We start from the raw sequence: 18,281 nt of genomic DNA, 5'->3' as shown, positions 1-18,281 counted from the left end.
CCAAATATAATACTATTTGTTTGTTGCTTTTTATAAAAGAAGCTTACTTGAATTTGTCAGAAAAAAACGATAACTTCGTTTAACATTAGATATAAAACACATGTGCTGAACTTGTTTCAGTATTAAAACGATTTCGTGTCAAGTCATTACAAAACATTTGATGAAACAGCTTATAACATTAATTTTAACACTATCAACAATCTTCTGTTTTTCTCAAAAACAATATGAATTTGATTACTTGATAGAATATAAACATACTTTTTACAATGATTCATTAACAGAGAAAACTATTTCCAGATATTATTTAACAAACGCAAAAAAAAATAGCTATTTGGCTGTAATCACGAACTTAGATAGTTTGAACTACCAAATGGATTTTAAGGATGAAAATGGATTATCATTTAATGTTAACTTTTTAAAATCTGATTTAATTAAAGCTGAACTTATTAACGTCGAATGTGATTACATTTGGAAATATCGGAATCCATATAAATTTCGAATAAAGGAATACGACTTTTTTAATCTAAAAGATACATTAATTAATGGAATTGTGTATGCCAGATATAAACTAACTTCAATAAAGCCAAAGAAAGAAAAGAGGAAGAAACTCGGTACTGAAATTTATATAATAGATAAGAATACAAAATTTCATTTACCGGTTTTATATTTTTCAACAGCTTATGAAGAATGGAGAAGCAAAAAAAACATTCCGAATGGAATTTTTAAGGAAAGGCTTCTATTTGAATATTCTGGAAAGCTAAGTATTAAAGAAGAAATAGTTGGTTATAATAAAATAAATAAAAAAATTATTATTAACGCGAAATGTGATTACACAGAAAATGAATAAAAAACGTTAAACGAACATATCCAAAAAATCTTCACTTTTTGGTTTAAAACGAAATTAGCTAATAAGCCCGCGTTAGCGATTGCAGCGGCATCCTTTTTTGAGGTACGAAAAAAAGATATAGCGGAAAGCGCGACCCTTGTGGTAACGCCCAATTAATTTACACCTTTGAAGCAAGAGACTTAAAAAATACATACCCAAAGCCAACGAATAACATAAGGTGGAATGGGAAGAGTCCGAAATCGCCACCTTGATTACCTACAATAAAGGCGCTGTACATACCAAAACCAAAATAAAGCATAAGAATACCCTCAAAAATAACGTGAACGGATACTGTTTTTTTCATGTACTTGTTGTTCTTCCAATTATCTTTATATTTTTTGATGTTGAATTTTGGCGTTCTCACAAATTCTGATTTTTTTCCTAAATGACCTTCTAATACAGCAATGGAATTATGTAATGAAAACCCCATAGCTATTGAAAAAAACACGAAGAACATGCCTATGTAGCGGATAAAATTTTTAAAGCCACCACCGTAAATATTTTTATACATAAACCAATAACACACAAAAAATATGATAGTGCTTAAAACGAAAGAACTCATGACGTAAAAATACGGTCTTAAATGTGCATATTCGTTTTTTATATAGAGCATAGGAATGCTTAAAACACCTACTATAAGTACGTTTAGAAACATGGTACTGTTTAGTAAATGTAGCAAACCATGTACTTTAGTTTTTGTTGAAATATTTTGATTTTTTACGACGCGACCAAGCATTTTTTGAAAGTTTTCTGCACCACCTTTATTCCACCTAAATTGCTGAGAACGTGCAGCGCTTATAACTATTGGAAGTTCGGCAGGTGTTTCAACTTGCTCTAAATATTTAAATTTCCAGTTTTTTAATTGGGCGCGGTAACTTAAATCTAAGTCTTCAGTAAGGGTGTCTCCTTCCCAGTTTCCAGCATCAATAATGCATGCTTTTCTCCACAAACCAGCGGTACCATTAAAATTGATAAAATGCCCTTTACTATTTCTCCCAACTTGTTCTAAAGTAAAATGGGCATCTAAAGCAAAGGCTTGAATTTTAGTGAGTATAGAATAATTTCTATTTATATGTCCCCAACGGGTTTGTACAACGCCTATATCCTTATCTTTAAAATAAGGCACTGTTCTTTTTAACCAATCTTTTTGTGGTAGAAAATCAGAATCAAAAATGGCAATAATGTCACCCTTTGCTATTTCTAATCCTTCTTTAAGTGCTCCTGCTTTAAAGCCTTTACGATCTATTCTAGTAATGTGTTTTATATCTAAACCTGTGGCTTGTAGTTTTTCTATATGTTGGCGTGTGCTTTCAACAGTTTCATCAGTTGAATCATCTAAGACTTGAATTTCGAGCTTGTTTTTAGGATACTCAATTAGTGCAATATTATCCAACAAACGTTCCATTACATACATTTCATTAAACACAGGAAGTTGAATGGTAACAAAAGGTATTTCGGCTGGATTTGATAAATCTAACTTAGGGCAATCATCTTTTAATCTTTTAGAAGACAGATAATTAAATAACAGATTAAGTTGCGCTAATGCATACATGAAAATAAGCAAAAGCGAAACGCTATATATGATTATGGTAATGGTTTCTAAAATCATTTTTTAAAACTGTATTTAAAAATCCAACCTAAGATTTTTATGCCTGCAAATATAGCACCTTTTACCGTACCTGAAACTTTAGAGATACCTATTCTGTTTCTATAATTTACTGGTACCTCGATGTATGTAAGTTTTTGCTTAAGGACTTTGAGTTGCATTTCTACAGTCCATCCATAAGTTTTATCTTCCATTTTAAGTGCTAATAGCTTATTATACTTAATAGCTCTAAAAGGCCCTAAGTCAGTAAATTTAGCTCCAAAAAAAAGGCTCATTAAAAAGGTGGCTAGCCAATTTCCGAAAACTTGAGGTATCGTCATGGATCCTTTTTCTCTCAATTGTTTCACTCTAGCTCCAACTACAAAATCTATATTATCATTAATTATTGGTGCTGTTATTTTAGTTAATTCTTCTGGGTAATCACTATAATCACCATCAAGAAAAACAACGATATTTGGTTTTTCATTTTGATTAGCAATGTGTTGCATACCTTTTAAACAGGCATAACCATACCCTTTATTACTCTCTTTTAAAACGGTAGCACCGGCGTTTCTAGCATTTATCTCGGTGTCATCAGTTGAATTGTTACTTACGACAATAATTTCATTAACATGTTTTGGGATATCGTTGATTACATGCGTTATAGAATCTGCTTCATTATATGCAGGAATGATAACTTTGATATTGGTCATTTAAGGTCGCTTAGTTTGTTTTCCTTTTTAAAGGATGCAAAGGTAGTCCATTCTTTTAATTTTTCCCCTGCTTTATATTTACAAGCTGATACTAGTTTTTCGTTTTCATACATTAAGCAATATCCATTTTTTTTATTGTCTTTTAATTGACATTTATGGTTTATTTTTTCTCTGTTATCATAAAACAACCACCAATCATTTTTCTTTCCATTTTTAAAATGACCTTCCTTTTCTAACTTCCCATTTATTGTGTAAAACTTCCAATATTTTATTTCTTTATCTGCTAAAAAGTGACCTTCTTTTTTTAGACTTCCGTTTTTGTAATAAAACCTCCAAAATTGAATTTTTTGGTTATTTTCAAGCCATCCTTCTGATTGAATATTGCCATTTTCGAAATATGTTCTATGGTATTTTTTTTCAGCGAAAGTGTTAAAAACAGTTAGAAATATTATGAGACAAAATAAATGTTTCATTACTTTTTGTTTACCAAATCCATTAAATCAACATCATTTCCTAATAGTATTTCAGTAGGGTTTATACGTCCTTCCATACCATCGTTCTCAAGTTTTAAAACACCTCTTGGGCAAACTGCAGAACAAATACCACAGCCAACACAACTTGAGCGTACAATATTCTCGCCTTTCTGCGCATAGTGACGCACATCAATTCCCATTTCACAACTATTTGAGCAGTTTCCGCAAGAAATACATTGTCCGCCATTAGTTGTAATTCTAAATTTAGAGAATAAACGTTGTTGAAATCCTAGAATAGCAGCCATAGGGCAACCAAATCTGCACCAAGAACGACTTCCTAAGATAGGATAAAAGCCTGTGCCAATAACACCTGAAAATATAGAACCTATGTATAAACCATATGCAGATCTTAGCGCACCCGATTTAATATAAAATATTTGATTTGTTGTTCCTGTAAAATGCATGATAAGTAATAATGCAATGACAACAAAGAAACCAATAGCACCATATTTAGCATCTTTACCTAATTCTTGTCTTTTAAAATACATAACACCTGCAAAAACTAATGTTAGGAACCCGATAACTAAAGAAATAAAAACACCTCGTGTTAACCAGAAATCATTTTTATCATAACCTAAATAGGTGTAAATCATAGCTACTGTCATCACTACAGAAAATACTAAAACAGTATGTATTAACCAGCGTTCTAGTTTCCAAGCAGACATTTTTTTAGAAGATAATTGTCTAAAAGAATCTCCAGCAGTTTCGGCTAAACCGCCACAACCACAAACCCAAGAACAATACCAGCGTTTCCCATATTTGTAAGTTAAAATGGGTGTGATTACAAAAATGGAAATGATACCAAATAAGATTAAAGCTAAACCAATGTTTCCGTTTGAAAGAAAGCCGTTTACAGACCATTCATCAAAAATATAATAGTTAAGTGGCCATACACTTTTTAAATCGTAATAAGGCAAATCGTTGTTCATAACATACATGAACTCTGGAATTAAAAAAGCAAAACCTAATTGAAAAAACATTACAGAACCTGTACGTAATTGTTGGTAACGATTGTGCCTGTATTTTAAAATAAATTTATATCCAAAGGCTAAAATAGCAACCGTGTAAAGTGTACCGTAAACAAACCACTGGCTTGCAGGTCTGCCACTTAATAATTTGCTTAAAGGGTCGAACAAGCTAATTAATCCCGTGTTTTCTGCGCCGTCTGTTCCTAATCCTAAATATTTAGGAAAGAAATATAATATGATGTAAAATGCAGTGAGTATAACACCAACAATCCAACCCCAAGTACCTCGTGAGGAAATGGATTTAAACCAAACTCCATCATTTTTTATACCCTCTAGCTTAGATAAATACGCTTCTCTCGAATAGATTATAATGCCGCCAGATATTAACCCTAAGGCAAGTGTTAAGAATAATCCTTTGTTTGGAAAGTCTGTATTAAAAAGAGCTAGTGTTAAAATTAATAACCCAATAATGCCTATTGCAAGAGCTATTTTTTGTTTGTTTGTAATGTCTAAAGCGTCTGGTTTAGCTAAAGACATGCTGTGGTTTATTTTATTACTCATGGTTATGCTGTTTGTAGTTGTTTGTTATAAGCTAAAAGAATATCGGCTTCGTAATGGCTGTAAAATTCAGGATCAAAATTGGCTTCAGAAAGATGATTTATTACATAATCAACATCTCGTTTCTCTGTAAGCCATGTGTCAAAAGTTTCATGACGCATTCTAATTCCAAAAGTATTAATACCTAAAAAGGCATTCGTGGTGGTATCATAACAAATGGTTATACATTTCGTATCGTCTTCATGTTTCCAATGAAAATGTGCTTCGTTTTCTCTTGGATTTGCAAATACCCATCCATAGGTTTGATATTCAATATCCATAAACTTAGCAGAGTTAAACCAATGCCCAGGATTATATTGTATTTTATTTCCACAGATAGTTTGTGCTAAAGTTTCTCCCATCATTCGTCCTGTGTACCAAACGGCTTCAATAGGTCTGCGACCATTTATACCTTCGTGTTGTTCTGCACAATCTCCAATAGCATAAACATCAGGGATATTAGTTTCTAAATAACGATTAACTTTTACTCCTCTACCAGTTTCAATATTAGAATCTTTTATAAAATCTATATTAGGAGATACACCAGCGGTTAAACCAACCACATTACATTCAATTTCCTCTCCGGTTTCTTGAATAATGATGGATTTTACTTTTCCGTTTTCATCGGATTTTATTTCCTTCAGATTCATGCCCAAACGTAAATCGATATGATGATTTTTTATATGACGATTAATCATTTCGCTTTCACCAGAAGGTAAAACACCATTCCAGAAACTGTCTTCTCTTACTAAAAATGTAACAGGAATACTTCTTGAATTTAGCATTTCAGCTAATTCAATACCAATTAACCCTCCGCCAACTATTACAGCGCGTTTACAAACCTCCTTATTAGGCGCATGTTTTTCAAGATTTTCTAAATCCTGTTTATGATACATGCCCATAACACCTTCTAAATCCTGACCTGGCCATCCAAATTTATTGGGTTTGCTACCAGTTGCGATAATAAGTTTATCATATTTTAAGGAGTCGCCTTCAGCAAAATGAAGTGTTTTAGCGTCTGTATCAATATTACTAACATATCCTTTTTTAAGATCGATTCGGTTTTTTTTCCAGAACCAATTCTCATAAGGTTGTGTGTGTTCAAATTTCATGTGTCCCATATATATGTACATGAGTGCTGTTCTTGAGAAGAAATATTCAGTTTCAGCAGATACAATGGTAATTTTTTTGTCAGACAATTTTCTAATATGTCTTGCTGCTGTTACACCAGAAATTCCGTTTCCAATAATGACGATGTGTTCTTTCATAATTTGATTGTTATAAAGGTTTAGGTCGTAGCTAAAGATAAGAACTTAAAGATAACTGGTAATTTAGAATGGGTTTAAATAGATTTTTTTTTGTAAGGATTGGAAAAGCAATAAGACCCGAAAAAAAGTTTGTTTAATGTGTAATTACCTGAATTTTAGTTCGACCTAAAGGCAGTTACTTTGCAGAGCTTAAAAATTTTAAAAACAGTCTTAAACAATAATAAGGCAAAACAATAACATAAAAATGAAAAAACAATTTATAGTAATACTAATAGCACTAATATCTTTTGAAGGGATTTCTCAAGATTTAAATACTTTTTTTAGTAAAGCAGATGCTTTTTTTAAAGCTAATGTCTCAAACGGAAGAGTGGCATATTCTAAAATACATGCAGCTCCGTCACAATTAAACGATCTTTTAGGTTTAGCTGAAGGGATTTCGGTTTCAAAAAGTGATGCCAACAATTATCAAGCCTTTTGGATTAACGCTTATAATTTATCTGTAATCAAAGGGATTATTGATAACTACCCAACAAATTCGCCACTTGATAATGCAGGTTTTTTTGATAAAACTAAGCATAGTTTAGGAGGAAAAAACATCACTTTAAATGATATTGAGCACAAACTTTTAAGAGGTCAGTTTAACGATGCGCGCTTTCACTTTGTATTAGTATGTGGTGCTGTTGGTTGTCCGCCATTAATTAATAAGGCATATTTGCCTAATACATTAAATGCGCAATTAGAAGCACAAACTAAAAAAGCAATTAATGGAGATTTTATTCGAGTAAATACAAAAAAGAAACGTGTAGAGGTATCACAAATTATGGAATGGTATAAAGGCGATTTCAAAATGAATGGAATGACTGAAATCGATTTTATAAATAAATACAGAACAGAAAAATTAGAAGGTAAATACAAATTAAGTTACTTTCCTTACAATTGGAAAGTAAATAAACAATAACAGAAATAACCAAAAAAGAATAAATAACAAACAACAAACCAAAATAGAAATAATGAAAAAAATAATCGCAATATTAGTACTAACAGTAATATCATATACAGGATATTCACAAGAAGATCAAGAAAACGAAGGAAGTGTTATTCAAACATATACACCTTCAAAATTATTGAAAAAAGGACAGTGGGATATTAAATGGTTTAATAATTTATATACCCAAACAAAAGTTGCAAATAGTAATGGAGACATAACTAAAAATTTAGATAGAGAAACATTTTTTACATCTAGTATAGATATATTTACTGGAGTTTCAGAAAACAGTAAAATCAATGTTGGTTTATTAGCTGAATTAAGATCTAATGTTATAGGAGATAGAAGTGCCTTAGATATATTTTCATTTGATGGAGAAAGAGGGACAGCCCGTTCTGGGTTAACTTCAATTGCACCAGTAATTAAATTTAACCCATTAAAAGACGTTAGTAATTTTACAATTCAGTCTGCATTTCATATTCCGCTCATTAGTGAGGAATCTGATGCTCAAGGCGTGTTTCTAGACCAAACGGCATATACGTTCCAAAATCGTTTTTTCTATGACTATACTCTGCCAAGTGGTAATTGGCAATTATTTACTGAGTTAAATACAGAATATAATTTTGGTGATGATGAAAGTTTTGCTAATGGTACTTTTGTGCTTGCTCCTGGTGTATTTATGAGTTATTTTCCAAGTGATAAATCTACAATCCTAGGATTTGTTCAGCATTTTCAAAGACTTGGAGATTTTGAACAAGATTTTACAGCAGTAGGTTTTGGAGGGAAATACCAATTAACAAAAACTTTAAATTTAGAAGCGCTTTATAGTAGCTTTGTTAGAGGTTCTAATTCAGGTATCGGAGAATCTTTTAACATTGGCTTAAGAGCATTATTTTAATGATAAATAGTAAATTAGGGGCTTAAACTTCTTTCTATGAGATTATTTAAGCTCCTAATTTTTTCATTAATACTGTGTACACAGTCTTGTAAAACTCAAACCAAAAAGATAAATGGTGTGAGTTTTGTAGCTTCAAGAGATGCCGTAAATGAGACTCATGTTAACCCAGTTGTAAATGTTAATGCTAATTATGCTGCCATAATGCCTTTTGGTTTTGTAAGGAATTTAAATAACCCAGAAATCATTCATAATACTGATAGACAATGGTTTGGCGAAACAAGGGCAGGGGCAAAGCAATATATAGGTGAGCTTAGAAAAAAGGATATTAAAGTCATGATAAAGCCTCAAATCTGGGTTTGGCATGGCGAGTTTACAGGGTTTATTGAAATGAAAAATGAAGATGATTGGAAGGCTTTAGAGGAATCATATTCAAGTTTTATTTTAGAATATGCCGAACTTGCAAATGAGGTGAATGCAGAAATATTCTGTATTGGTACTGAGTTAGAGAAATTTATAGAAAATAGACCTGAATATTGGAATGGCTTAATTGAAAAAATAAAAGCTAAGTATAAAGGAGAATTAACCTATGCAGCTAATTGGGACGAATTTAAAAGAACTCCTTTTTGGAGTCAGCTGGATTATATAGGCGTAGATGCTTATTTTCCTGTAAGTGATAGTAAAACACCAACAGTTGAAGATTGTTTGAAAGGTTGGGAAAAGCATAAACAGGTTATTTTTAGTTTACATAAAAAACACGATAAACCTATTTTGTTTACAGAATATGGTTATAGAAGTGTTGATTATTCAGGTAAAACACCTTGGGTAAGCGATAGAAGTTTAAATCAAGTAAATCTTGAAGCGCAAACAAATACCACACAAGCTTTATTTGAAACTTTTTGGAGTGAGGATTGGTTTGCAGGAGGTTTTATATGGAAGTGGTTTCATAAACATGATAAAGTAGGAGGGCCAGATAATTTTATGTTTACACCACAGAATAAGCCTGTTGAAGCGTTATTACGTAAAGAATATAAAAATGAATAAGATAATTCACATCATTATATGTTTTGCATTGCTGTTGTCTTGCTCTGAAGATAATGATGATGTCTTACAAACTTTAGCAGTATATACTCAAGGACAGACTATAGAGATGGGAGCCGTTATTGCATGTGCTGCAAGTGATAAAGATACTGGTGAAGTTCTAACTTTTTACTATCCAGAATTAGGAGCCTCAAACATAAGGTTCTACGAGACAGTAAACGCTGATGTAGATGAAAGTAATTTTGATAATTATACCAAAAATTCATTGAGCCCAGAACCATTTTTTAACGGTCATTTAGGAAAGTTTATTCAAAACGATTTAGTCGAAAAATGGATTATTATCACATTTGAGTTAGATGGTGAAATTAAAATATCAAACCCAATTAGAACAAAACAAGTTTCTAAGCCTACTGTTTGGAACGATTCTGTTACTATAAACCAATTATTAACTGGAATGCCAAATTTTTCATGGGAGGATGATTCTGAAGGTGATAATGCAATATATTTTCAAGTTATTTCAGATGATGAAAACAATCTTTTATCTGGCACTTATACTTTTGAAAATAATTTTCTGTACTACAATACAGATAATGTTGTTTTAAACGTAACAACCAATTCACCTCCAGATTTAATACTAAATAATAAATATAATTTCACCTTAATGGACGTAAGTCTAGATAATTGGGTAAATTTGGTTATCCAAAAATCATTTATTGCTGAATGAAGAAATTAGTAAACTTTATCTTTTTATTTGCCTTTGTAATTTCAGGTGTAAGTGCCCAAAATAAAATAGTTCACGATTTAAAGATACAAGGGAATAAAAAGCTAAAATCCTCATTCGTAAAAAGTATATCTTCAATTAAATCTGGTAGTATTTTAGATTCTACTATTATAGAGCAAGATATCTTACGTTTAAAAAGATTGCCATCAGTTTCTCATGCTTATTATCAAGTATTTCCCTCTGATGATAACCAATATAACGTCTTTTATAACATAGAAGAAAATTTCACATTAATCCCTTCTGCTAATATTTTTACAACCGATAATGATGAATTTGCATACAGATTAGGTTTGTATGAATTTAATGCTCTTGGAAGAAATATAACTTTCGGAGGTTTTTACCAAAAAGATATTTACGATAGTTATGCCATAAATTTCAGAGCACCATATTTATTTTCAAATAAAGTGGGTTTAGCTATTAATTTTCAAGATTTAACTACCCAAGAACCTGTTTTTTTTGATAATACATCTTCTAATTATAAATATAATAATAAGTCTATTGAAGTTTTAGGATTGTATGAGTTCAATTTTAGTAATAGATTAGAGTTTGGTATAAATTATTTTGTTGAAGATTATCAATATAAGTTTGGTGCTACCAATCCAAACGTACCACAAGAGCTGAATGTTCATAAATGGCTCGCTAAAGGTATTTACGAGTATAATAAACTAGATTATTTTTACCAATACGTTTCTGGTTTTAAAAGTCAGTTTAACTTTCAGTATGTTACTTCAACAAACGATATGCTTCCTGATTTTTTTATAGGATGGAATGACTTTTTTCTTTTTAAACGAGTAGGCGAGAAAGGGAATTGGGCAAATCGTTTAAGACTTGGGATTTCTACAAACGATGAAACACCATTTGCACCTTTTTCTGTAGATAATAACCTAAATATTAGAGGTGTTGGAAATACAATTGATAGAGGTACAGGTGCTATAGTTTTAAATACAGAATACAGGCAAACACTTATTGAAAAAGGTTGGTTTGTTTTGCAAGGCAATGCTTTTATTGATGCTGGTTCATGGAGAAACCCTGGAGGAGACTTTGGAGATTTTAGTAAAGATGATAATATTAAAGTCTATCCAGGACTGGGACTTCGTTTTATTCATAAAAAAATCTACAATGCTATTTTCAGAATTGATTATGGTGTTGGTGTTACTCCAAATTCCAGTAAAGGTTTTGTATTTGGCATCGGCCAATATTTTTAATTTACCTCCAAATTTAGTGTGCCTTCTAATTTAAATTCATCCGCAATAGCATTTTCTTTTAGTTTTTTGAAAAAATTTGGCGAATTAAATTTTATCCCGTATTTCGTTCGATCTAGTAATGTTTTAAAAGAAATAGAATTATAATTATCTTGAAGATTGATTGTGATGCTTTCTTGATAAGTTACGTTTTTAATGGTCATGTTTCCTGTTAGAACTGCTATATTATCTTTTATTGCTGACGGTTTAGTTAATTCGAAATTAGCTTCCTCAAATTTTTTGACCTCAAAAAAATCTTTACTCTTTAAGTGCTTTACTAAGTCTTTATATTCATGATTAATACTTTTCATATCAATTACCATGGTTAAAGCTATTATTCTGTCGTTTTTTATTTCAATTTCACCTCTTTTAGGTTTAATATGTCCTGTTAATGTATAAGAACTAAAAGCGGCTTTTCCAGTCCAATTCAAAAGGCTTTTTTCAATATTTATTTTTTTTATTTGTCCAAAAGATTGCAAAGTGAGCGATATAAATAAAAGTATCGCTAGAGATTTAGAAAGTTTCATATTATTTAATTTAAAAGATTTGAGGTTGTGTTTATAGTTTCGTATCCGCAAACTGTTTCACCTTTTTTGGTTGTGCCAATAAAATACCACATCGCCCAACCTCCAAAAAGTTTATTATCAATGCGCCAGTTGTTAGCCCAAACATAAGGTTGACCTTGGAGCATAAGTTGTTTTTTTGTTCCAAATGTTTTATCTAATTCCTTTAGTGCATATGTTTTTCTTAAATTCCATTTTTCATTGTAAAAAAGGAAAGCTCCGTATTCAGTAATAGTAATTTCAGCCTCTTTACAAAGAATGGCTGTTGCATGTTTCCAGTAATAGGCGTTTTTAATTTTTACTGGGTCATTCTCTTTTGGGAAATGTTTAACGTCAATAGCGACTCTAAGGTCTTTAATTTTTTTTGGTAACGGTATATTGTTAGTTGGAGTTCCGTAATTTGATTGTCCGAAACCAAACTGAAATGATACGATTAGGAATAAGATTATTGTTTTCATCATTTTATATTTTTGATGAAACAAAAGTGAGATTAAAAGTAATACTAATCGTCTCAATTAGTTAAATGAGACCTTTTTAAGTATTAGGAATTGTGTCAATTATCTAATTGGTACATTATTAAATTTGTTTTAAAGCACTAGGAGATTTTCCGGTTAATTTTTTTACTGCTCGATTGAATGATGCTTTAGAGTTGAATCCAGAATCGTAAGCTAACGCTAATAGAGTATATTGATTGTTATCAGGATTGTTTATTAATTTTTTCACTTCTTCTATTCTGTATTCATTAATGAAATCATTGAATTTTTTATTGAAGATTAAATTTAAACACTTGGTAGTTAAATATGGTTTTACGTTTAATGCTTCAGAAAGTGAATTTAAAGTTAAGTCTGGATTTTTGAATATTTTTTTCTCAATCATCAAATGGGATATCTTTTTAGATAATTCATCAAGTTGACTTTTCTCTTTAGAAGAGAGAACGATTTTAAGTTTTGAAGCTAATTGGTTTCGTTTGCCAAAACCTTCAATTCCTAGCCAGTAAGTTATTAAAGCCATGCCTATAAATAAAGGATAATGATACCATCTATTGAAGGCGTAGTTAAAGAAAATTAAGTCAATGAGTACAATAAGAATAATCAAAATTGAAAAGAACCTTAAAACCTTTAATAGACGTTTAATCCAAATTGTATTTTCAGAAATTATTTCGAAAACAGGATTATTTTTTATGTTTAAAAGTTTCTCAGATCTAAAGGAATAATATATGATTAGTAATCCTGAAATAATATACATAGTAGGGTAGTGCATCCAAATAATATAGCCGTAATAACCTAGCCATGATAAGCTTTCTCGAGTACCATCCCAATAAAAATTTTGAGATTTTATAAAATTACTCCAAAGAAACTCAATGCCAACGGGTAGAAAATGAATCCAATCATTTTTTAAATTCAATTTGAATTTTGGAGTAATATAAGCCTTGACAAAAAAGTAAATTAACGCTCCATAAATCCAATTATACTCTAGAAGAAAATGGTACCAAAAATCATAAAAGCCAATATTAAAAAGTTTCAGTATTTCAACAATTAAGCGATAGGAAAAGAAAAATAAAATAGCAGCTAGAAATTTGTTGGCTGTTCTATTTTGGCTATTATTGTTCCATAAAATGATGCCACATACTAAGCCTTGGATGGCTCCAATACCTAATAAAACAGTAAGTAGAACTTCTAGTGGTTTCATTTCTATAAAGATACATAAGTCATTAAATTCTGCAATAGGTTGTTTTTGTTAAACTAAATTTAATATTCAAAGCACGAATTTATACTGTAATCTATTAGTTTTGCCAAAAACTAATAGATATGCGCACTTTTGCTATTGGAGATATTCACGGCGGATTAAAAGCCTTAATACAAGTATTAAATAAAATAAAAGTTAAAGATGAAGACAAACTAATATTTGTTGGCGACTACGTAGATGGTTGGAGCGAATCTGCACAGGTAATTCAATTTTTATTAGAGCTTTCAGAAAAAATAAACACTGTGTTTATTAAAGGTAATCATGATGTTTGGTGTGAGGAATGGTTACGAAGCGGAGAGGTTAACCCAACATGGTATATGCATGGTGGAAAAGAAACTATAGAAAGTTATGAAGGTTTTTCTGAAGAAGATAAAAAAAGGCATCTAGGGTTTTTTGAGAATATGCCGTTATACTATTTAGATGAAAACAATAGATTGTTTTTGCATGCAGGTTTTACGTCGATGCACGGAGTAAAAAAGGAAGTTTTTGAGACTACACTGTATTTTGATAGAACACTATGGGAAATGGCTCTAACCATGGATAAACGAATTGAAAAGGATTCAGCTATTTATCCAAACAGATTAAAACACTACAAAGAAATTTACATTGGACACACACCAACTATCAATTTTAATTCTGATGTGCCTATGCAAGCTATTAATGTTTGGAATATTGATACAGGGGCAGCATTTACAGGGAAAATTTCAGGTGTAAATATTGATACTAAAGAAGTCTTTCAGAGTGATAATTTACCAGACTTATATCCAAATGAAAAGGGGAGAAATAAGTAAACCTTAGCTTAATTGCTTTTTGTAAAAATTATATAAAGCATTATTATCTGCTCCAAACCACTTTTTTACATAAATAGACCAGTAAATATATTGTAGTTTCCAAACCCCATGTTTTCTGTACATTCTTGCAGAAGACTTCAGTTTTTTGTTAATAACCACAAATTCATTTCTGGCGTATAACTCGTTTATTAAAATATTATCTTCATAAATAATGAAGCGTTCATCAAAGCCTCCTATGTCATCAAATAGCGATTTGGTAATGAATTGACTTTGATCTCCTCCACGGCAAGCACGCCATCTAAATTGGGTTAGCCAACTTGCTAAACGCAACCACCAATGGTTGCTGTCAAATTGCATTCTAAAACATCCCGCTTGATTACCTTTCTCAACCTCATCAATAATCAATTGGTCAAAGTTTTTAGGAGGAAGTGAATCGGCATGTAAAAAATAAAGAATACTTTTTGTTGTATTTTTAGCTCCTAAATTCATTTGTTTGGCGCGTCCCTTTTCTGAATTTAACAGTTGTATAGGAGCTATTAGAGCATTACTAGAAAGATTTTTTTTCTTTAGAACGGTAGTTTGATCTATATAATTAAATGCTGCAATATTATCAATGGTTGAGAAGTTTGAAAATGCTTTTATAATATGTTTTGTATTATCTGAACTACCACCGTCAACTACAATAATGTCAGAGATGTTTTTGGCTGAAGCATTAACCTGTAAATATTCTAAAAGTTTACCAATACAACCCTCTTCATTAAAAACAGGAATTATAATAGATATTTGATGACGTGCTTCGTGGTTTTTAGTCATTCAAATCCCAATTATAATCCATAAAACGTTTTGGTGTTTTTAGCGAGATTTTCACATTTGAATATCTATTGATATACTGAATAATGCTTCCTGTATTATTAATCAAAAAGTCTTTGTCAAACCAAGCAAAGATTTTAGATAATTCTATTTTTGTTGGTGTGAGGTAGTTTCTTTTAGGGTCATTTATAAAAGTTTTGGTAGCATTTTCAAGTTGTGATTCTAACTTCAAAGCATCAAAAGCTTCATTTTGTAGTTTAGGACAAGAAAAAGATGCACAGACAATGGCAAAATGAATTCTGGGTTCATTCATTTTTCTTAGAATCTTATGTTCAATATCATCTAAATTATACCATTTTTCATCAAGTTTCCAATAACGTTGGTGCCAAGGTTTTTTTATGTCTTTGATACTTTCTATTGGATAATGACGAAGAATTAAATCTATAGTCATAGCATTGTAGGCGTTTATCCAATAGGCAAGTTTTTCATCTTTAGTCCAGGTGTCAGTTGGGAGATTTTCACCTAAACTTGCTATATAATTTGATAGTGCTTTTCTGTCGGTTTTAAATCCTTTGTAATCAACATTTCCTTGGTTTGACACATGGTTTTTAAGCAGATTATTCCATTTATCATGATTAAAAGTGGTAGCTGGCTCTTCAATATTCTTTGTTATATTAGTTTCTGGTTCCAAAACTTTAATAGTGTCAGTTTTAACAATAGCTTTTGTAGTTTCAATTTCTGGAACAATAGAATCTTTTGCAATAACTACTGTTTTTGTTTTTGGTTTTTCAGAAGATGTTTCAGTGATACGTTTTGTGCTAGAGCAAGAACTAATAAAAAGAACAGTGATTAATAGTTGTAGGTATTTCATGTGAAGCTCAGTTTTTTAATTAATCAAAATCTTTGTTTTTCGATAATATAGGATAAAGTTCTTGTTTTATAAAATCTTTAGGGAAAGTCTCATCACCAGAAAAACCCAATTCAATGTCTTTTCCATTATGTGGAATATAGTTTGTTTTAAAAATATAATCCCAAATACTTAATGTTAGTCCGTAATTAACACCAAACCTAACATGTTTTGGTAAAGCTTTGGCATGATGCCAAATATGCATCTTGGGATTATTGACGATATATTTGAATAACCCGTAGTCCCAACCTAAGTTAGCATGGTTTAAATGACCGATGGTAATTGTAAAAAAATAAACTATAGCAACGTCTTTAGCATCATAATTTCCAATAATAGCAATTGGAAGATAAAGTAACGATTTATAAACAACAGGCTCCATCCAATGGTAACGTAAATGTGCTGCAAATCCCATTTCTTTTACAGAGTGGTGTACTTTGTGAAAATTCCATAAGAAGGGTACGCGGTGTAATAAACGGTGTGTGTTCCATTGTACAAAGTCTGACACTATAAAGAACACAAATAGTCCCAGCCAATTTGGTAGATTATCTACATCAAAAATTTGAAGACTTTGTAATGATAACCCAACACTTGATAAAATATCATTTAAAAATTCAGCAGCAGTGTTTGAAAGCGCAATTAAGATAATAAGATTTAATAAAAAAAAATTGAAGAACATATAAAACGTGTCTAACCAAAAATCTTTTCTAAAAATAGATTGATTTTTACGCCATGGAAATAAAATTTCTAGACCCCAAACCAAAAGTGAAATAATGATTAAACCATAAAAATAGTTGTCCCAGTGGTTTTGGAAGAATATCTCATTTTTAAGATAATTCCAGTAACCAGAATAGGAGTTTTTTATGATGTCTATATATTTCTCCATCTTCGTTCCCTTGAAGGAGGGAATCTGTTACAATTCGATTTAATTAATTACTGACTTTAGCAGAAAATATTAACAACATCCCCCACCATCATAATGATAAGTAGATTCACTAATATAAATATCATCCCTATTAAGTGCAGCTATTGCTCCAGCAGTTTTATCACAAATAGCTAAGGGTTGATTTTTTAATAGAACGTGCCCTTTTTTATCATCAAAATAATCTTCAGAACCATAGTAAATAGCAGCTTTACCAGTAAAAATACAAGGGCCATCTTCTGGCATAGGGTCTTTGATAGCTGCTACTTCAATAGATTCTATATAGATTAATTCGTCTGTTGGATAATTTTTAGGATCTAAAATACGGTATGGCTTTCTAGCTCTAATTTCTATAGTTCCAAAACCAGCATCTGTTAATGCTTTAACATAATCAGCAATTGGTAAACTTCCGCTTAAACATAAGGCTCTTAAACGTTCATCGTTACGGAGCGTATCATTCATAGGCTGTTCGCAAGTAGGATCGCTCATTACTAAACGTCCATGTGGTTTTAAAACACGGTACATTTCTTCTATAGCTTTTTTTAAATCATCAGCTTTAAAAATATTGAATAAACAATTTTGAGCCGCAACATCAATACTGTTGTCTTCAACGGGTAAATTCATTGCGTCACCTTTTTTTAGATCTACAAATTCACTTTTAAACCAATCGTTTTGAGCTTCAGCTTCTATAAAGTTTTTTCTAGAAGCTTCTAACATTTCATCAACCACATCAATACCTACAACACCGCCTTTTTGACGATTGAAATATGAGAATTGAAGCAACTCCATACCTCCACCAACACCAACATAAAGCATCTTTGGATTATTTGTTAAATCACGAGCATGAACTGTTGAACCACAACCATAGTTCATTTCTTGCATTATTTTAGGGATTTTTAAACCCGGTAATTCCCAAATTGGGTTTGTAGTACAGCATAGTCCAACGTCTGGAGTTAGTGCTGCTTCTTTGTATACGTCGTGGGTTGTTTCTAAGTATGTGCGCATGGTATATTTTCAGTAAAATTTATCTGTATAAAAATAGTTGTTTCATA

Annotated in this window: 19 protein-coding genes; 7 read left to right on the top strand and 12 right to left on the bottom strand. The window is 31.2% G+C overall.

The window, feature by feature from the left end; all coding sequences use genetic code 11:
* Positions 1-160: 160 nt before the first annotated feature.
* On the top strand, positions 161-847 hold the full coding sequence (locus tag ABD939_RS04320) for a hypothetical protein (RefSeq protein ID WP_345164885.1): 687 nt from the start codon (positions 161-163) through the stop codon (positions 845-847).
* A 157-nt stretch (positions 848-1,004) separates the two neighbouring features.
* On the opposite strand, the gene ABD939_RS04315 is transcribed toward ABD939_RS04320, so the two are convergent.
* Genes ABD939_RS04315 through ABD939_RS04295 form a run of 5 tightly spaced genes read right to left on the bottom strand, consistent with a single transcriptional unit; the run spans position 1,005 to position 6,550 of the window.
* Complete coding sequence (locus ABD939_RS04315; protein WP_345164882.1) at positions 1,005-2,495, bottom strand: cellulose synthase family protein; 1,491 nt, start codon at positions 2,493-2,495, stop codon at positions 1,005-1,007.
* Positions 2,492-3,184: a glycosyltransferase family 2 protein gene (locus ABD939_RS04310; protein ID WP_345164879.1), complete on the bottom strand. Its 693-nt coding sequence runs from the start codon at positions 3,182-3,184 to the stop codon at positions 2,492-2,494. The genes ABD939_RS04315 and ABD939_RS04310 overlap by 4 nt, the downstream gene beginning before the upstream one ends.
* On the bottom strand, positions 3,181-3,657 hold the full coding sequence (locus ABD939_RS04305) for a toxin-antitoxin system YwqK family antitoxin (protein WP_345164876.1): 477 nt from the start codon (positions 3,655-3,657) through the stop codon (positions 3,181-3,183). The genes ABD939_RS04310 and ABD939_RS04305 overlap by 4 nt, the downstream gene beginning before the upstream one ends.
* Positions 3,657-5,246 (bottom strand): 4Fe-4S binding protein, encoded by a 1,590-nt coding sequence (locus ABD939_RS04300; RefSeq protein WP_345164873.1) that lies wholly within the window; start codon positions 5,244-5,246, stop codon positions 3,657-3,659. Before ABD939_RS04300 ends, ABD939_RS04305 begins: the two co-directional genes overlap by 1 nt.
* A 2-nt stretch (positions 5,247-5,248) precedes the next feature.
* Positions 5,249-6,550, bottom strand: a complete 1,302-nt coding sequence (locus tag ABD939_RS04295) for an NAD(P)/FAD-dependent oxidoreductase (protein WP_298339620.1) — start codon at positions 6,548-6,550, stop codon at positions 5,249-5,251.
* 244 nt (positions 6,551-6,794) lie between these two features.
* Here ABD939_RS04295 and ABD939_RS04290 point away from each other — a divergent pair, with 244 nt between their 5' ends.
* From ABD939_RS04290 to ABD939_RS04270, 5 genes are read left to right on the top strand one after another with little or no spacing between them, the layout of a single operon-like run.
* The gene (locus tag ABD939_RS04290; protein WP_345164871.1) at positions 6,795-7,508 is read left to right on the top strand and encodes a DUF547 domain-containing protein; all 714 of its coding nucleotides are present in this window, start codon (positions 6,795-6,797) and stop codon (positions 7,506-7,508) included.
* A 52-nt stretch (positions 7,509-7,560) separates the two neighbouring features.
* On the top strand, positions 7,561-8,433 hold the full coding sequence (locus tag ABD939_RS04285) for a hypothetical protein (protein WP_345164869.1): 873 nt from the start codon (positions 7,561-7,563) through the stop codon (positions 8,431-8,433).
* Positions 8,434-8,469: 36 nt separating this feature from the next.
* Positions 8,470-9,474: a glycoside hydrolase family 113 gene (locus ABD939_RS04280; protein WP_345164867.1), complete on the top strand. Its 1,005-nt coding sequence runs from the start codon at positions 8,470-8,472 to the stop codon at positions 9,472-9,474.
* Positions 9,467-10,195, top strand: a complete 729-nt coding sequence (locus ABD939_RS04275; protein ID WP_345164864.1) for a hypothetical protein — start codon at positions 9,467-9,469, stop codon at positions 10,193-10,195. The genes ABD939_RS04280 and ABD939_RS04275 overlap by 8 nt, the downstream gene beginning before the upstream one ends.
* Positions 10,192-11,457, top strand: coding sequence for a POTRA domain-containing protein (locus ABD939_RS04270; RefSeq protein ID WP_345164862.1), 1,266 nt, complete (start codon positions 10,192-10,194; stop codon positions 11,455-11,457). The genes ABD939_RS04275 and ABD939_RS04270 overlap by 4 nt, the downstream gene beginning before the upstream one ends.
* On the opposite strand, the gene ABD939_RS04265 is transcribed toward ABD939_RS04270, so the two are convergent.
* The 3 genes from ABD939_RS04265 to ABD939_RS04255 form a co-directional block, all read right to left on the bottom strand.
* A complete protein-coding gene (locus ABD939_RS04265; protein WP_345164859.1) occupies positions 11,454-12,020 on the bottom strand; it encodes a YceI family protein in 567 nt (188 codons plus the stop codon). The two genes, ABD939_RS04270 and ABD939_RS04265, sit on opposite strands and share 4 nt — an antisense overlap.
* A 5-nt stretch (positions 12,021-12,025) precedes the next feature.
* Positions 12,026-12,517, bottom strand: a complete 492-nt coding sequence (locus ABD939_RS04260) for a hypothetical protein (protein ID WP_345164856.1) — start codon at positions 12,515-12,517, stop codon at positions 12,026-12,028.
* A 115-nt stretch (positions 12,518-12,632) separates the two neighbouring features.
* Complete coding sequence (locus ABD939_RS04255) at positions 12,633-13,745, bottom strand: helix-turn-helix domain-containing protein (RefSeq protein ID WP_345164853.1); 1,113 nt, start codon at positions 13,743-13,745, stop codon at positions 12,633-12,635.
* 119 nt (positions 13,746-13,864) lie between these two features.
* On the opposite strand from ABD939_RS04255, the gene ABD939_RS04250 reads away from it, so the two are divergent.
* On the top strand, positions 13,865-14,593 hold the full coding sequence (locus ABD939_RS04250; protein ID WP_345164851.1) for a metallophosphoesterase family protein: 729 nt from the start codon (positions 13,865-13,867) through the stop codon (positions 14,591-14,593).
* Positions 14,594-14,596: 3 nt separating this feature from the next.
* On the opposite strand, the gene ABD939_RS04245 is transcribed toward ABD939_RS04250, so the two are convergent.
* From ABD939_RS04245 to arsM, 4 genes are all read right to left on the bottom strand, one after another.
* Complete coding sequence (locus ABD939_RS04245; RefSeq protein WP_345164849.1) at positions 14,597-15,406, bottom strand: TIGR04283 family arsenosugar biosynthesis glycosyltransferase; 810 nt, start codon at positions 15,404-15,406, stop codon at positions 14,597-14,599.
* Complete coding sequence (locus ABD939_RS04240; RefSeq protein WP_345164847.1) at positions 15,399-16,274, bottom strand: DUF547 domain-containing protein; 876 nt, start codon at positions 16,272-16,274, stop codon at positions 15,399-15,401. The genes ABD939_RS04245 and ABD939_RS04240 overlap by 8 nt, the downstream gene beginning before the upstream one ends.
* Before the next feature lie 19 nt (positions 16,275-16,293).
* Positions 16,294-17,193, bottom strand: a complete 900-nt coding sequence (locus ABD939_RS04235; protein WP_345164845.1) for a sterol desaturase family protein — start codon at positions 17,191-17,193, stop codon at positions 16,294-16,296.
* A 69-nt stretch (positions 17,194-17,262) separates the two neighbouring features.
* Positions 17,263-18,234 carry an arsenosugar biosynthesis arsenite methyltransferase ArsM gene (gene arsM / locus ABD939_RS04230; protein ID WP_345164843.1) on the bottom strand — a complete coding sequence of 324 codons (972 nt, stop codon included), beginning with the start codon at positions 18,232-18,234 and terminating at the stop codon, positions 17,263-17,265.
* Positions 18,235-18,281: the final 47 nt, after the last annotated feature.

The sequence above is a fragment of the Algibacter aquimarinus genome (assembly GCF_039543265.1).
Classification (GTDB): domain Bacteria; phylum Bacteroidota; class Bacteroidia; order Flavobacteriales; family Flavobacteriaceae; genus Algibacter_B; species Algibacter_B aquimarinus.
Note: the sequence above shows the minus strand (reverse complement) of the source record. Positions and strands in the feature narration are given on the sequence as shown.

Bases quoted from the DNA above. Each gene is read 5' to 3' on its own strand.
- ABD939_RS04320 (WP_345164885.1), top strand. From the start codon at position 161: ATGAAACAGCTTATAACATTAATTTTAACACTATCAACAATCTTCTGT.
- ABD939_RS04315 (WP_345164882.1), bottom strand. From the start codon at position 2,495: ATGATTTTAGAAACCATTACCATAATCATATATAGCGTTTCGCTTTTG.
- ABD939_RS04310 (WP_345164879.1), bottom strand. From the start codon at position 3,184: ATGACCAATATCAAAGTTATCATTCCTGCATATAATGAAGCAGATTCT.
- ABD939_RS04305 (WP_345164876.1), bottom strand. From the start codon at position 3,657: ATGAAACATTTATTTTGTCTCATAATATTTCTAACTGTTTTTAACACT.
- ABD939_RS04300 (WP_345164873.1), bottom strand. From the start codon at position 5,246: ATGAGTAATAAAATAAACCACAGCATGTCTTTAGCTAAACCAGACGCT.
- ABD939_RS04295 (WP_298339620.1), bottom strand. From the start codon at position 6,550: ATGAAAGAACACATCGTCATTATTGGAAACGGAATTTCTGGTGTAACA.
- ABD939_RS04290 (WP_345164871.1), top strand. From the start codon at position 6,795: ATGAAAAAACAATTTATAGTAATACTAATAGCACTAATATCTTTTGAA.
- ABD939_RS04285 (WP_345164869.1), top strand. From the start codon at position 7,561: ATGAAAAAAATAATCGCAATATTAGTACTAACAGTAATATCATATACA.
- ABD939_RS04280 (WP_345164867.1), top strand. From the start codon at position 8,470: ATGAGATTATTTAAGCTCCTAATTTTTTCATTAATACTGTGTACACAG.
- ABD939_RS04275 (WP_345164864.1), top strand. From the start codon at position 9,467: ATGAATAAGATAATTCACATCATTATATGTTTTGCATTGCTGTTGTCT.
- ABD939_RS04270 (WP_345164862.1), top strand. From the start codon at position 10,192: ATGAAGAAATTAGTAAACTTTATCTTTTTATTTGCCTTTGTAATTTCA.
- ABD939_RS04265 (WP_345164859.1), bottom strand. From the start codon at position 12,020: ATGAAACTTTCTAAATCTCTAGCGATACTTTTATTTATATCGCTCACT.
- ABD939_RS04260 (WP_345164856.1), bottom strand. From the start codon at position 12,517: ATGATGAAAACAATAATCTTATTCCTAATCGTATCATTTCAGTTTGGT.
- ABD939_RS04255 (WP_345164853.1), bottom strand. From the start codon at position 13,745: ATGAAACCACTAGAAGTTCTACTTACTGTTTTATTAGGTATTGGAGCC.
- ABD939_RS04250 (WP_345164851.1), top strand. From the start codon at position 13,865: ATGCGCACTTTTGCTATTGGAGATATTCACGGCGGATTAAAAGCCTTA.
- ABD939_RS04245 (WP_345164849.1), bottom strand. From the start codon at position 15,406: ATGACTAAAAACCACGAAGCACGTCATCAAATATCTATTATAATTCCT.
- ABD939_RS04240 (WP_345164847.1), bottom strand. From the start codon at position 16,274: ATGAAATACCTACAACTATTAATCACTGTTCTTTTTATTAGTTCTTGC.
- ABD939_RS04235 (WP_345164845.1), bottom strand. From the start codon at position 17,193: ATGGAGAAATATATAGACATCATAAAAAACTCCTATTCTGGTTACTGG.
- arsM (WP_345164843.1), bottom strand. From the start codon at position 18,234: ATGCGCACATACTTAGAAACAACCCACGACGTATACAAAGAAGCAGCA.